Raw genomic sequence first — 13,420 nt, 5'->3', positions numbered from 1 at the left:
CACATGACCACACGAACCAGTCCCTGTCATGGTCTCGATCCGAGACAGGCGTGTTCGCAGGCATTTTCGGTTGCTCAGGCGAAATTAGTTGGCGGGCTTGCCGAACCAGCGGGAAAGGTGGTCGTCCAAGTCCTGCTGATCGTGGCCGATCCAGGCGACGTGGCCGTCGGGGCGTAGCAGGACGCACGGAACATCCAGTACCGCAGTGGGATCGGCGAGGTAATCGACCCGGTCCGACCAGCCGTCGACGGTCAGGCGTTCGGTGCGGTCCAGCAGCAGGCCGCGGCCGCGATGCAGCAGACCGTAGAGGTGGCCCTGTTTCACGTCGATGTCGCGCAGGCGGCGGCCGAGCAGGTCGGGGCCCGCGCCGAAGTCGTAGCGGATGCCGATCGCGGTGATCTTCTCGATCAGATAGCGGTTCACCTCGTCGAAGTCCATCAGTTCGGTGAGCAGCCTGCGCACGGCCTGCGGGCCCGGCTCGGTGGAGAGCAGTTCCATCTGGGCGCGGGTGTTGTCCAGCACGTCCTCGGCGACCGGATGACGTTCGGCCTGGTAGGTGTCCAGCAGTGTTTCCGGCGCCCAGCCGCGGATCTGCGCGGCCAGTTTCCAGCCGAGGTTGAATGCGTCCTGAACGCCCAGGTTGAGGCCCTGTCCACCGGTGGGTGGATGGATGTGTGCCGCATCGCCGGCCAGCAGCACCCGCCCGACCCGATAACGTTCGGCTAGCCGGGTGGCATCCCCGAAGCGGGACAACCAGCGCGGGGAGTGCACGCCAAAATCGGTTCCGGCGACGGTGCGCAGCGCTTGTTTGAAATCCTCGAGGGTGGGTGGTTCCGCGCGATCGCTGACCCCCGTGGCGGGGACGACGACGCTGTAGACGCCTTCGCCGAAGGGCCTGAGCCAGAACGGCCTACGGGTCTCGTGGATTTCGGTCACCTTGGCGGTGATCTCCTCCTGCGGCACACCCACTTCCATCTCGCCCATCAGCGTCTCGGTCCGCGAGGGCTCGCCGGGGAAGCCGACACCGAGCAGTTTGCGCACCGTACTGCGCCCGCCGTCACAGCCGACGAGGTAGCGCGAACGCAGCTGTTCCCCGTCGGCCAGCTCGACGGTCACACCCTCGTCGTCCTGCTCGAAACCGGCCACGGCACAACCGCGCCGGACCTGCGCACCCAGTTCGATCGCATGTTCTTCGAGCAGGCGTTCGATGACCGGCTGCGGGATGCCCAGCAGATAGGCGTGCGCGGAGTCCAGGCCCTTGGGGGCGGGTTTGTTGATGGCGGCGAAGAAGCCGCCGGCCGGACGCTGTCTTCCGTGTTCGAGGATGCGCTCCAGCAGTCCGCGCATTGCCATCAGCTCGAGACTGCGAATATGCAGACCGACTATGCGGACGAACGACTTGGGCTCGGTTTCCTTCTCCAGGACGAGTACCCGCACATCGTGCAGCCGCAGTTCGGCGGCCAGCATCGCGCCAGTCGGCCCGCACCCGGCAATGATCACGTCGAACATGAGGGGCGCGCGATCGGCGCCGGAGGCCGGCGATGGGAGTCCGGGGACGTCGCCCGCGGTGAAGTCGCGCTCGATCGTATCGTTCGACGACGGCTCGGCGGGGAGCTGCAGAGAGTGCATGGGTGTTGCCTTTCGGGAGTGCCTTGTTGGCGAGGCGCTCCCGGCGACACCTACGTCAATCGCCCGACCGTGACGGGAAGGGGGAGCACCCACATCGATACAACGTTCATGGGTCTCACCTCCTCGGGCGGTGTCACAGGCAACTGCAAGCTACAAGGCTGAACATCATCCCGTCCAGTCCTTTCCCCGCCACGTGATCACGACTCCGAACGGGCCAGTGCGGTTGCCGGGCGAATCCGGCGTGGCGGCCCGGCTGGTCCCGGTCGCGGTCAGGGTCTGCTCCTGGCTGCCCCCCGATGCGGACCGGATCTCGATAGGCGCTGCGGCAGGGCGGCCAGCGATCATCCAACCGCTCGGCGCCGCCCATCAACGGCGGCGGATCGGCGAACACCCCGCGGCCCGCCGCTTGGCCGTCGTGCCACTCCCGCCCGCCGGCGCTCCCCGACACCCCGGCCGAATTATTGGATTGCTGTTATCGATAATCCGTTAACATAAACGGGCAGATCCGGACAAATTGCCGGTACATCATAATGACAGTTCTTGTGTTTCCCGCGTCCAAGACGTTGAGCAGCTGCTGATTGTCTCCGACCTGACCGGGCGTGAGCAGGATCGACAAAGGCTGGCCCCGCCCGTCGACAGCGAGATGGATCTTCGTGGTCAGTCCGCCGCGGGAGCGACCCAGCGCCTCACCGTCTGTCGCCGCAGCGCGTCTGGAGCCCCCCTTTTACGGGCCCCGGCCGAGTGCTGGTGCGCCCGCACGATCGTCGAGTCGACGCTGACCGTCCACTGCACCGCAGTGCCGTCGTCGCGTACCTGCGCCGCGGCGAGGATTTGTCTCAGGTGCCGTCCGCGGTCCACCGGGTCAGTCGTTCGTGGCAGGTCTTCCACGGCCCGTAGCGTTCGGGCAGGTCATGCCATGGCGCGCCGGTCCGCGGCTGCCACAGGATTCCGTTGATGACCTGGCGGTGATCGCGCCACCTGCCGTTACGCCCGTCCGAGCGCGGGCAGCAACGCCTCGATCACCGCCCAAGCCTTGTCTGTCAACTCACCACGTCCGACCGCGCAGACACTGAACCGTCCCTAGATCGACAGGACAGGCCGAGGGCCTGTCCTGTCGATCATGTGAGCCAGGCCAGTTCGCCTCCGTAGGTCCGGACGGCCGTGGGAACGCCCGGAGTTCTAGGCGGACTCGAGGACGAAGAAGAGGAAACACATGAAGGACCCGGAGTCCATGTCGGGTGGAAGCAGCTCGGCAGGAGTGTCCGGTGAAGGGGGCGGCTCGCTGATCGTCGCGATGCGGAACCCAGCAGCAGCAAAAGCATCTGCCATGGCGTGCAGCGGCCGGTGCCAGAAGGTCAGGCACACAGTCTGGCCGTCCAGGATGTAGTCCTCGGAGTACTTCGTAAGCGCAAAGTAGTTGCGATACTCGATCGCATAGGCGGCGGGGTGGTTGACCGAAAGTATCAGGCGACCGCCTGGCTTCAGCACGCGACGCAGCTCGGCGAGGGGGCCGGACCAGTCCTCCAGGTAGTGCAGGACCAGGGATGCGACGACGTCATCGAACTCGGCGTCTGCGAACGGCAGTGGCGCCCTCAGGTCCGCCACGTGCAAATCGCCGTCTTCACCCAGCCTCTGACGGGCCAGGTCGACCATGGCCGCACTCACGTCGAAGCCGGTGACCACGGCTCCCTTGGCGGGCAGCGCAGCTGACAACGGGCCGGAACCGCACCCCGCGTCGAGGATCCGGCGGCCCGAGACGTTGCCGGCGAGGCGAAGCATCGCGGGTCGCTCCTAGTAGGCGTTGAAGAGGCCGGACTGTTCTCCGCCGAGTAGACGTTCGCAAAGTTGTCGTAGTCGGTGATTGTCACCGTTACTCCATTCCCACGAAAAGCGAGGGTGCATTCCTGCCAAAGCCGCGTGGGTGCGACAAACAAGGACCCGGCTCATGCGCGTGGGCCAGGATCCGATCCCCCGTCCCGTCCACCGTCCACCGCCGCAATCGTTCATGGCAGATTTCCACGGTCCATAGCGGTCGGGCAAGTCCGGTCGCCCCGGTCCGCAGCTTCCACGAAATCCCGTTGATCAGTGCCGGTGATCCCACCGGCCCGAACGCCGACCCGGCGCGTGCAGCATCGGCTCAACCACGTCCACCGCGTTGGGAAGCTTCGATATTCGTTGCTCGCTTGTTGGAGGCGGCCGTCCGGCACGCACTCGGCGCGGCGGGTCCGGGTCCGGCCCGTAGCAGCGGGTGAAGGGGATAAATGGCTTGCACAGGCGCGGGCTGGGAGTTTGACTGCTCGCCATGCCTATCCCCTCACCGGTCTTCGTTGCGGGTACGGGTCGTTCGGGAACGTCACGGATCGCCGACATCATCGGCGAACATCCGCTGATCCATCGGATTCCGATGGAGACCCGGTTTCTCATCGACCCGGGTGGCCTGCGGGACCTGGCCGACGCGCTCACCGATCGATACGACCCCACCGTCGGTGAGGACGCCCTGCACCGGCTGAGTGACTTCCTCACCGTACGAGTGCCCGGCCGGCGCGACGATCGCGGCAAAACCGTTCCCGAGCTGGTCGGCGAGCGGCGCTACCGGGACGCGGTGCAACAGCTCTGGCCGCAGTTGATCGCGTACACATTCGACGAACCTGCACCCGCGGAAGGCTTCGGGAACGCCGACCGGCCTGCCGGACCGTTCGAGCCGCTGAGCCGCCGGCGGGTACTTCCCAGGTATTTCAGCGACCGGGGCGAGCTGCTCGGAATCCTGCGGGGCCTGATCGACACCATGTTCGGCGGAGCAGCCGCCGACGCGGGCAAGCCGACCTGGTGCGAGAAGACACCGTTCAACCTGCTGTGCATGGACTTCCTCTGGGAACTGGTCCCCGAAGCGACCATCGTGCACATCAAGCGTCACCCGGTCTCGGTGCTCGCATCCCACCTGGCCCAGCCATGGGCACCGCCCACCGTCGACGGCGCGCTCGCCTACCTCAAGCCGATCTACCACCGATGGCTCACCTGGAAGAACACGGTCGACCTGACGGGCAGGCGATACATCGAGGTGAAAGCCGAAGATCTCGCATCCGACTGGCCCGGGCAGCGTAAGGCCCTGTTCGAACGGCTCGACGTCGACGACTTCGCCACCCCTTCAACGTTTCAGTCGCACAAGCTGACGCGCCGCAACGACCATTTCGACGACGAAACCCGCGAGTTGATCGAAGAAGCATTCGGCAAGATCATCCCGGCCATGGGATATGAGTGACGGCTCTGGCTCTCCGCCTTGACGACGCCGCGTCGCGCCCCGGGTCGGCCGCCGCTGCACGCACGGATTGGGCGCTACCGCAGTTGGTCGCGGCGACGGGTCAGGTAGGCGGTCTCGGCGGTGTTGCCTGCCAGCTCGATAGCTTTGTCGTAGGCCGCGCGCGACTGCTGACTGCGGCCGAGCCGGCGCAGCAGGTCGGCGCGGGTGGCGTGGTAGGCGTGGTAGCCGGCCAGCTTGTCCTCAAGGCGGTCGATGGTCGCCAGTGCCACCTGCGGGCCGTCGAGCTCGGCGACCGCGATGGCCCGGTTGAGGGCGATGATCGGGGAGGGGTCGAGGCGGACGAGCTGGTCGTAGAGGGCGAGGACCTGTGACCAGTCGGTGTCGCGGATGTCGCGGGCGGAGGCGTGCACGGCGTTGATCGCGGCGAGGATCTGGTAGCGACCCGGAGCCACGCCGGCGGCCAGGCGCTCGCGCACCAGCCGGTGGCCCTCGGCGATCAGCGCGTTGTCCCAGGCGCCGCGGTCCTGCTCGTCGAGGGCGACCAGTTCGCCGTTGGCCGAGACCCGGGCGGCGCGGCGGGCCTCGATGAGGAGCATCAGCGCCAGCAGCCCGGCCACCTCGCCGTCGTGCGGCAGGAGGGCACGGATCAGGCGGGTGAGTCGGATCGCCTCGGCGGTCAGGTCGTGCCGTAGGGGGTCGGTGTCGGGGCCGGTCGCCAGGTAGCCCTCGTTGAAGACGAGAAAGAGGACGGCGAGCACGCCGGTGACGCGGGCTGGGAGATCCTCGGCGGACGGCATCCGATAGGGGATGCGCGCCGCTTTGATCTTGGCCTTCGCGCGGGTGATCCGCTGCCCCATGGCGCTCTCGGCTACCAGGAAGGCGCGGGCGATCTCGGGCACGGTCAGGCCGCCGACCATGCGCAGTGTCAGCGCCAGGCGGGCTTCCATGGCGAGGGCCGGGTGACAGCAGGTGAAGATCAGCCGGAGCCGGTCGTCGTCGATGGCGCCGAGAGGCTCGGGTGGGGTGTTGTCGTACACCAGCTGAGCCTCCTTGTGCTTGTTGTCGCGCATGTTCTCGCGCCGGATCCGGTCGATGGCCTTGCGGTTGGCGGTGGTGGTCAGCCAGGCGCCGGGGTTGGGGGGTACGCCGTCGGCCGGCCACCGCTCCACGGCGGTCGTGAACGCCTCGGCCGCTGCCTCCTCGGCGATGTCGAGGTCACCGAAGCGCCTGGTCAGGGCGGCGACCACCCGGGCCCACTCGTCGTGGTGGGCCCGGGTGACCGCTTCGCGGACGTCGGCCCTGTTCACAGGAACGGCCGCACCTCGATCTTCCGATCGCAGACCTTCGACGCCTCGGCGGCGAGCTTGAGCGCCACATCCAGATCGGGGGCCTCCCACACCCAGACGCCGGCGAGGTACTCCTTCGACTCCACGAAAGGCCCGTCGCTGAACACCGCCTGCTCGCCCCGGTTGTCGATGACTGTGGCCGCGTCGGTGTCCGCCAGTCCGCCCGCGAAAACCCAGTAGCCCTCGGCGATCAGTCGTTCGTTGAACGCGCTGATGGCAGGCTGCCTGTCCGTGCTGCCAGGATTGCTCTTGTCATCGATCACGGAAACCAGGTATTGCATCTGAAGATCATCTCCTGTGGTGTCGGGAAAACGTGGTTCGGTGGTCAGGGATTTCAGGCCGTTGCATACCGCGGGCGCCCGGCCGGCCGGTAGACCTGGATCGTCACGCCCTTCGAGTCGACCCGCGACTCGATCAGGTCGAGCGCAAGCTCCGGACCGGTCTCCGGGAACAGTCTCGCGCCCTGGCCGAGGATCACCGGGATCACGATCAGAGTCATCTCGTCGACCAGATCGTTCTCCAGCAGCCACCGGGTCAGCGCGCCACTGCCGTGCACCTGCAGCTCACCCCCGGGCTTGGCCTTCAGCTCACTGATGGCCGCCGCGAGGTCACCGCCGAGAACGGTCGTGTCCTGCCAAAGCGGCGCGGTGAGCGTGGTCGAGGCAACGTACTTGGGGGCCTCGGTCAGGGCCACGCCGATGGGATGTGCGCGCATCTGGTCGATTGATCCCCAGGAGCCGGCGAACAACTCGTAGGTGCGCCGGCCGAACAGGAACGCCTCGGCGCGCTGGTAGGTCTGCGTGATGAACGTCCTGGTCTCGTCGTCACCCGCCCCCCGGGCCCATCCGCCGCGCTCGAATCCGTTCCTGCGGTCATCCGACACGGCGCCGTTTCCCTGCATCACTCCATCGAGGGTGACCTGGGTCATCGTCGTCAGCTTCATGATCGCGGTTCCTTTACCTTGGCACCGCCCCCTTGCGGGCGGCCTCACCCCTGCTACGAACACCACCGCCCCGATCCGACACCGCCACCCGGATTTTTTTTGAAGAACTTTCCAGGACGCCGGTCGTCAGCGATCCGCCGGCGCCCCGCCCGCTGCTGCTGTCGTCCGCCAGGTGAGCTGAGGTACTGCCAGCGGGTGGCGTCACAGTTCGGCGATGGCCTCCGCGGTGGTGGGCGGTGTGCCAACGGCTTCGACGGGGATACGAGCGGCGGGCTGGGTTGTCAGGTGTGCGGCGCTGACACGGTCGAGGCGGAGCCAGCGGATCGCTTGACGAGTGTGGCAGTGCCCGACGAGGTACCAGTGTCCTTGGGTGCGGGCCAGGAGCACGGGATCGACTTGCCGGGTGGTCGGCGTGCCATGCCGGTCGCGGTAGTCCACGACGAGGACGCGCTGTGCGTGGAGTGCCTGCTCGATCGCGTGCCGAATCCGGGCATCGCCGGGTGTGTCGGTGTGGTCGATCCAGACACGACCGTTCAACGCGGTGGCGTTTTCTCGCGCGCGGGTGTCCATCACGCCGAGCACCTTGACGAGGGCGGCGCGGGCGTGGCTGTCGAAGGGCTGCCCGCGGTGGGCGGCCACGGCGGCGGCGAGGCCGGAAACCTCGGCGTCGGTGAAGTTAACCGGCGGGAGGGTCGCGGCGGCGTCAACGACGTAGCCACCACCGGGTCCGGGTCGAGCCCAGACCGGGAAGCCGCCGTGCTGCAGAGTCGAAATGTCTCGTTTGATCGTGCGGACGCTGACGTCGAAGATCGCGGCGAGTCGTTCCGCCGAGCGGCCGGCGGGCCCCGCGCGCCGCAGTTCCTCACGCAAGGCGTAGAGACGGTCGGTGCGGTTCATCCAATAAATAGTGACATACCGGTGACATCGCTGCGAGTGACGATGGCGTCCATGAGCAGTTCACGCGATCCGATCATGTTCCTCAGCGGCGCCGGGCTTCCCGCCTGGATCTGGGATGACGTCCGCCGCGACCTCGGCGAAGGGCAGCAGACCTGCGTCGCTGCCCGACCGCAGGGCAGCCGAGCCCGGTTGCGCGACTACGCCCAGGCGGTCATCGACTCCGCACCGCCGGGTCGGTACGCGATCGTCGCGCACTCGGCCGGTGGTGTGATCGGCGCCGAAGTCGCCCGGCTCGTGCCCGAACGCGTCAGCGCGTTCCTGGCGATCAGTGCCGTGATCCCGCAGCCGGGAGGATCCTTCATCTCGGCGATGCCGGTGCCGAACCGGTGGGTGCTCAGCGCCGCGATGCGAGTCGCCGGGACCCGGCCGCCGGACTCGGCGATCAGACGGGGCCTCGCCCATGGTCTGGACGAAAAGGTCACCGACCGCATCATCGCCGATTTCACCCCCGAGTCACCCGCCCTCTACCGAGACCGGACCGCTCACCGGTCGTGGAACGGGTGGCGCGGTTACCTGCGCACCACCGACGACCACGAGCTGCCGATGGCGCTGCAACAACGATGCGCCCAGCGACTCGGCGCAGCCTGGCAGAACGACCTGAATACGGGGCACCTGCCGATGCTCGAAGACCACCAAGCCGTCGCGGCTGCGATCACGCGATTCCTCGACGCACGGCCGTGACACCGATCGACTGACGGGCAGGAGGCCTCGGTAGGAAGAGACCCGCAAGGAGCCGCGGTGCGCAGGCCCGGAACGGACGGGACCTGCGCGAGCGACGGCCAGCCCTCACGAGTACGCAGGCGGGCGGATGGAACTCGGTCAGCTCCGGCCGTCATCTCGGCCAGCCCCCTGCGCGTGTGGCGGCGTTGCGCTGGCGAACAGCGTGTGCCCCGCGCTGTCCGAGCGCTCGCGGTCGGAGCCGAGCCGGATCTCCCGTCCCTGCCAGCGTTTCCGCAGCCAGCGGTCGTGGCTGGCCAGCACGATCGCGCCGGGGCCGGGGCCCAGCGCCGCCTCCAGCTCGTCGCACAGGCGCGGCGACAGGTGGTTGGTGGGTTCGTCGAGCAGCAGCAACTGCGGCGGTCGCGCCACCAGCAGCGCCAGCGCGAGCCGCCGGCGCTGTCCCACCGAGAGCCGGCCGACCGGCTTGTCCAGATCCGCCTCGTGCATCAGACCCAGCGAGCCCAGCGGCACCGCCTCGGCCCGCTCGGCGCCCAGCGCCAGCTCATAGGTGCCCCGGGCGGACCGGTCCAGCCGGTCGAAAACGGTGTTCTGGGTGAGCAGTCCAACGGTCAGTCCGCGCCGCCGCCGCACCTCACCCTCGGGTGCGAGCCGCCCGGCGAGCACGGCCAGCAGGGTCGACTTCCCAGCCCCGTTCCCACCGCTGACCAGCAGACGGTCGGTCGCCGACACCGCCGCGCTCACCGGTGCGAGCCGGCCCGGCACCCGTACGCCGTCCAGGGACACCAGCGGACCGTCGCCCTCCCCCGCCGGTGCGGCGAGGGCCGTGCTCGCGAACCGCAGGGGCTTCGGCGGCTCGCCGACCTGCGAGCGCTCCAGCTCCTCCAGGCGGCGGGTGGCGTTGCGTACCCGTCGGGAGATCTGGCTCTGCACCCGGCCGGCGCGGTGGCCGTAGCCCATCTTCTCGTTGTCGCGCGGCCCCCGGTCCGGCGCGACACGGTGCGCGGTGACCCCGGCGTTGACCCGCAGCGCCGCCAGTTCCTCCTGTTCCTCGGCCCAGCGTCGCTCCCAGCGGTCCCGCTCGGCGCGTTTCTCGGCCAGGTAGGTGCTGTAGTTGCCGCCGTAGCGGACCGGGCCGTCCAGCGCGGGGTCGAGGTCGATCAGGTCCGTGCACACGGCGTCCAGAAAGGCCCGGTCGTGGCTGGCCACCACGACGGCCCCGGGCAGGGTGCGCAGCTGCTCCTCGACGAAGGCGGCGGCACCGTCGTCGAGATGGTTGGTCGGTTCGTCCAGCAGCAGCGCGGAGGGCCGCCGGACCAGCAGCGCGGCCAGCGCGAGCCGGCCGCGCTGCCCGCCGGACAGCGACCCGAGCGTGCGGTCGTGTCCGAAGGCGCCGAGGCCGAGGCCGTCGAGCACGAGCGCGGCACGCCGGTCGGCGTCCCAGGCCTCCCGTTCCTGGGCCTGTTCGAGCCGGATGCCGTACGCGTCGAGCAGGCCGGCGTACTCGGGCGCGTCCTGCGCGGTCCGCGCGAGCTGCTCGGTGAGCCGTTCCAGCTCGGCGAGGTCCTCCCTGGCCTCGCGCAGGGCGTCGTCGAGTACGTCAGCGATCGTCGCGTCGGCGTCGTACGGCATCTCCTGCTGAAGAAAGCCCAGGTCGGGCGGGCGTGTGACGGTGCCGGCGTCGGGGTCGTCCGTCCCGGCCAGCAGGCGCAGCAGGGTCGACTTGCCGACGCCGTTCTCGCCGATGAGCCCGATGCGGTGCCCGGGCGAGGCGGTCAGGGAGACACCGTCGAGCACCCGCCGGTCGCCGAGGGTGTGGACGAGGTCGTGAGCGAGCAGAGCGGGCTGAGGCATGGGGTCCGTCCAACGTGATCGGTGCTCGGCCCGCGGGGCGGCATGCCTCGGACACGGGCCAGGTCGACACGCCGGCGGCTCACACCTCAGGGGCCCCCGTCTCCTTCAGCTCGCCGTCGGCCAGCCGCAGCCACCGGTTCACGCCGATGTCGCGCAGGAACCGCTCATCGTGGCTGACCACCACGAAGGCCCCCTGGTAGGAGTTCAGGGCGCTCTCCAACTGGCCCGCGCTGACCAGGTCGAGGTTGTTCGTCGGCTCGTCCAGGAGCAGCAGATGCGGAGCTGGTTCCGCGCACAGCACGCAGGCCAGGGTGGCGCGCAGCCGCTCGCCTCCGGAGAGCACCCCGACGGGCAGATGGGCGCGCGGCCCCCGGAAGAGGAAGCGGGCGAGCAGGTTCATCCGCTCGGCCTCCGGCCGCTGCGGGGCGTGGTCGGCGAAGTTCTCGGCGACCGTACGGTCCGGGTCCAGCAGGTCGAGGCGCTGCGAGAGGTAGGCGATGCGGCCGTCGGCCCGCTTGATCTCGCCGCTCTGTGGTGTCAGGTCGCCGTTGATCAGGCGCAGCAGGGTGCTCTTGCCGGCACCGTTGGGACCGGTCAGCGCGATGCGCTCCGGGCCCCGGACGGTCAGGTCGACGCCCTGGCCGGCGAACACGTCCTTGTCGCCGAGGCGGACGCGGAGCTGCGCGCCGAGGAACAGGTTGCGTCCGGCGGGCACGTTGGTGTCCGGCAGGTCCAGCGTGATGCGCTGCTCGTCGCGCAGCGCGCGCCCGGCCTCGTCCAGCCGGGCTTTCGCCTCGCTGACCCGGCTGGCGTGCATCTGGCCAGCCCGGCCCGCGGACTCCTGCGCGCCCCGCTGCATGGTGCCGGCGAAGATACGAGGCAGACCGGCGCTCTTCAGGTTGCGGGCGGCGTTGCTCTGCCGGCGTTCGGCGCGCTCGCGGGCCTGCTGCATCTCCCGCTTCTCCCGCTTCAGCTCCTGCTCGGCGTTACGGACGTTCTTCTCGGCGACTTCCTGTTCGGCCCGCACGGCCGCCTCGTACTCGGTGAAGTTGCCGCCGTAGAAGCGCAGTTCGCCGCGGTCGAGTTCGGCGATGCGTTCCATCCGGTCGAGCAGGGCGCGGTCGTGGCTGACCAGGAGCAGGCAGCCGGTGAAGTCCTCCAGCACGTCGTAGAGCTGGTGCCGGGCTTCGAGGTCGAGGTTGTTGGTGGGCTCGTCGAGCAGCAGCACGTCGGGCCGCTTCAGCAACTGGGCGGCGAGACCGAGGGAGATGACCTGGCCGCCGCTGAGGGTGCTCAGGCTGCGCTCCAGGGTGAGGTCGGCCAGGCCGAGGCGGTCGAGCTGGGCGCGGGTGCGTTCCTCGATGTCCCAGTCGTCGCCGATGGTGGTGAAGTGCTTCTCGTCGACGTCCCCGGACTCCACGGCGTCGATGGCCTGGATGATCGCGGCGACGCCCAGCACCTCGGCGACCGTGAGGTCGCCGGCCAGGGGCAGGCTCTGCGGGAGGTAGCCGAGGGTGCCGGCCACGGAGACCGACCCGGTGTCGGGTCGCAGTTCACCGGCGATGAGCTTGAGCAGGGTGCTCTTGCCGGTGCCGTTGGGCGCGACGAGGCCGGTGCGGCCGGAGCCGACGGTGAAGGACAGGTCCTGGAAGACGGGAGTGTCGTCGGGCCAGGTGAAGGACAGGTTCGAGCAGACGATGCAGGCATCGGACATGGAGGTGACCTCATGGGGAGGGGGCAGGGAAGACACTTCCGCCCCGGCAACAGACAGGGAAAAGAGGGGACGACAGCGAGGCCACGGCGGCGGCGCTTCCACGCGCCGGTCCGGTGGCCTGTCGGGTCCGGGTATCACCCGGAGATGTCGTCGTCCACCACCATGTCTGGGCTCCTCAACAAACGATCAACGCCGCTCCCACTGTAGCAGCAGGGGGCGTTGGACCGGAGACGCGACGGGTCACCCGGCCGGGGCCTCGACCGGCCGCCGGGCGCCCGGCGGCGCTGGTGCGGCACTCGGCTCGCCTGCGGGCGGAGCCGGCCGGCAGCCGAGGTAGGTGTCCAACGCGGCGGCGCCGTTGAGCATGGCGCGGCCGCGGGCCGAGAGGCGGGTGCGCCAGTCACGCAGTGCCGACTCAAGCGGTGCGACGCCTCCGGCGGAGCGGACCTGGGCGATCAGCGGGGCGATCTGCTCGAGCAGGTAGCCACCCCGTCTGAGCTGGTGGGCCAGCCGGGCGTCGCGGACGTCGGCCGCGCTGTAGACCCGGTAGCCCGTCCGCGGGTCGCGGCGCGGCTGGACCACACCGGCGCGTTCCCATTTCCGCAGGGTGGCCGGGCGGATGCCGAGCCTTCTCGCCAGAGGGCCGACGAACGTGTCGCCGCGTTCCTGCGGCACGGGCTCGAGGTCGCCAAGCGCGGCTTCGACGGCCTGGAGGGTGCGGCGGTCGTCGAGAAGCTGGGCGTGGCTCTCGTCGATGAGCCGAAGCGCGTTCTCGGTCGCGTCCCGGTTGATCGCCTGCATGATCGACGTGGCCGTCTGATGGCCGTGTCCGGGCACGAGGGCGAGAAACGCGTGCAGGGCCTTCGCGTGCAGCGGCGTGTAGGTGCGGTAGCCGTGGGGGCTGCGTTCCGCGCCCGGAAGGATGCCCGCCGCCTCGTAGTTCCTGATCGCCTGCGTGGACAGACCGTGCCCGCGCGCCAGGTCAATCGGCCTGAGCCGCCCACCGTCTTGAAGGTTTCGTCTCACTGTCCTGCCATTAT

At 69.2% G+C, this 13,420-nt stretch carries 12 protein-coding genes and 2 pseudogenes; 2 read left to right on the top strand and 12 right to left on the bottom strand.

Going from position 1 to position 13,420, the window contains the following annotated elements; translation table 11 throughout:
• Window positions 1–84 precede the first annotated feature (84 nt).
• From rox to ACY34I_RS15420, 5 genes and pseudogenes are all read right to left on the bottom strand, one after another.
• Entirely contained in the window at window positions 85–1,509 is a 1,425-nt protein-coding gene (gene rox, locus ACY34I_RS15440) for a rifampin monooxygenase (protein ID WP_462755822.1), read from the bottom strand.
• A gap of 670 nt (window positions 1,510–2,179) precedes the next feature.
• Window positions 2,180–2,673: pseudogene (locus ACY34I_RS15435) on the bottom strand (IS5 family transposase); the annotation flags it as partial.
• Window positions 2,674–2,808: 135 nt separating this feature from the next.
• A complete protein-coding gene (locus ACY34I_RS15430) occupies window positions 2,809–3,408 on the bottom strand; it encodes a class I SAM-dependent methyltransferase (protein WP_462755723.1) in 600 nt (199 codons plus the stop codon).
• 157 nt (window positions 3,409–3,565) lie between these two features.
• Window positions 3,566–3,762, bottom strand: a pseudogene (locus ACY34I_RS15425) (transposase); the annotation flags it as partial.
• Between the two features lie 220 nt (window positions 3,763–3,982).
• Entirely contained in the window at window positions 3,983–4,132 is a 150-nt protein-coding gene (locus ACY34I_RS15420) for a hypothetical protein (RefSeq protein ID WP_462755722.1), read from the bottom strand.
• 27 nt (window positions 4,133–4,159) lie between these two features.
• On the opposite strand from ACY34I_RS15420, the gene ACY34I_RS15415 reads away from it, so the two are divergent.
• Complete coding sequence (locus tag ACY34I_RS15415; protein WP_462755721.1) at window positions 4,160–4,888, top strand: sulfotransferase family protein; 729 nt, start codon at window positions 4,160–4,162, stop codon at window positions 4,886–4,888.
• 74 nt (window positions 4,889–4,962) lie between these two features.
• Here ACY34I_RS15415 and ACY34I_RS15410 read toward each other — a convergent pair whose 3' ends face one another.
• From ACY34I_RS15410 to ACY34I_RS15395, 4 genes are all read right to left on the bottom strand, one after another.
• Window positions 4,963–6,195 (bottom strand): RNA polymerase sigma factor, encoded by a 1,233-nt coding sequence (locus ACY34I_RS15410; protein ID WP_462755720.1) that lies wholly within the window; start codon window positions 6,193–6,195, stop codon window positions 4,963–4,965.
• Window positions 6,192–6,515: a YciI family protein gene (locus ACY34I_RS15405; RefSeq protein ID WP_462755719.1), complete on the bottom strand. Its 324-nt coding sequence runs from the start codon at window positions 6,513–6,515 to the stop codon at window positions 6,192–6,194. Before ACY34I_RS15405 ends, ACY34I_RS15410 begins: the two co-directional genes overlap by 4 nt.
• A gap of 53 nt (window positions 6,516–6,568) precedes the next feature.
• Window positions 6,569–7,177 carry a dihydrofolate reductase family protein gene (locus ACY34I_RS15400; RefSeq protein ID WP_462755718.1) on the bottom strand — a complete coding sequence of 203 codons (609 nt, stop codon included), beginning with the start codon at window positions 7,175–7,177 and terminating at the stop codon, window positions 6,569–6,571.
• A gap of 201 nt (window positions 7,178–7,378) precedes the next feature.
• Window positions 7,379–8,074 carry a helix-turn-helix transcriptional regulator gene (locus ACY34I_RS15395; RefSeq protein ID WP_462755717.1) on the bottom strand — a complete coding sequence of 232 codons (696 nt, stop codon included), beginning with the start codon at window positions 8,072–8,074 and terminating at the stop codon, window positions 7,379–7,381.
• A 51-nt stretch (window positions 8,075–8,125) separates the two neighbouring features.
• Between ACY34I_RS15395 and ACY34I_RS15390 the strand changes: the two genes are divergently transcribed.
• A complete protein-coding gene (locus ACY34I_RS15390; RefSeq protein WP_462755716.1) occupies window positions 8,126–8,815 on the top strand; it encodes an alpha/beta fold hydrolase in 690 nt (229 codons plus the stop codon).
• 138 nt (window positions 8,816–8,953) lie between these two features.
• Here the strand turns inward: ACY34I_RS15390 and ACY34I_RS15385 are convergent, their stop codons facing one another.
• The 3 genes from ACY34I_RS15385 to ACY34I_RS15375 all read right to left on the bottom strand — a co-directional run bounded on the left by ACY34I_RS15385 (window position 8,954) and on the right by ACY34I_RS15375 (window position 13,406).
• Window positions 8,954–10,666: an ABC-F family ATP-binding cassette domain-containing protein gene (locus ACY34I_RS15385; RefSeq protein WP_462755715.1), complete on the bottom strand. Its 1,713-nt coding sequence runs from the start codon at window positions 10,664–10,666 to the stop codon at window positions 8,954–8,956.
• A gap of 79 nt (window positions 10,667–10,745) precedes the next feature.
• Window positions 10,746–12,380, bottom strand: coding sequence for a ribosomal protection-like ABC-F family protein (gene abc-f, locus ACY34I_RS15380; protein ID WP_462755714.1), 1,635 nt, complete (start codon window positions 12,378–12,380; stop codon window positions 10,746–10,748).
• 240 nt (window positions 12,381–12,620) lie between these two features.
• Complete coding sequence (locus tag ACY34I_RS15375; RefSeq protein ID WP_462755713.1) at window positions 12,621–13,406, bottom strand: TioE family transcriptional regulator; 786 nt, start codon at window positions 13,404–13,406, stop codon at window positions 12,621–12,623.
• Window positions 13,407–13,420 lie beyond the last annotated feature (14 nt).

The organism is Micromonospora sp. RTBAU3-60 (assembly GCF_054963695.1).
The sequence above is the reverse complement of the archived record's forward strand: the minus strand, read 5'-3'. Positions and strand labels throughout refer to the sequence as shown.

What these genes read in the sequence shown, in the direction of transcription:
- rox (WP_462755822.1), bottom strand. Translation starts at nt 1,509, where the DNA reads ATGTTCGACGTGATCATTGCCGGGTGCGGGCCGACTGGCGCGATGCTG.
- ACY34I_RS15430 (WP_462755723.1), bottom strand. Translation starts at nt 3,408, where the DNA reads ATGCTTCGCCTCGCCGGCAACGTCTCGGGCCGCCGGATCCTCGACGCG.
- ACY34I_RS15405 (WP_462755719.1), bottom strand. Translation starts at nt 6,515, where the DNA reads ATGCAATACCTGGTTTCCGTGATCGATGACAAGAGCAATCCTGGCAGC.
- ACY34I_RS15400 (WP_462755718.1), bottom strand. Translation starts at nt 7,177, where the DNA reads ATGAAGCTGACGACGATGACCCAGGTCACCCTCGATGGAGTGATGCAG.
- ACY34I_RS15395 (WP_462755717.1), bottom strand. Translation starts at nt 8,074, where the DNA reads ATGAACCGCACCGACCGTCTCTACGCCTTGCGTGAGGAACTGCGGCGC.
- ACY34I_RS15390 (WP_462755716.1), top strand. Translation starts at nt 8,126, where the DNA reads ATGAGCAGTTCACGCGATCCGATCATGTTCCTCAGCGGCGCCGGGCTT.
- ACY34I_RS15385 (WP_462755715.1), bottom strand. Translation starts at nt 10,666, where the DNA reads ATGCCTCAGCCCGCTCTGCTCGCTCACGACCTCGTCCACACCCTCGGC.
- abc-f (WP_462755714.1), bottom strand. Translation starts at nt 12,380, where the DNA reads ATGTCCGATGCCTGCATCGTCTGCTCGAACCTGTCCTTCACCTGGCCC.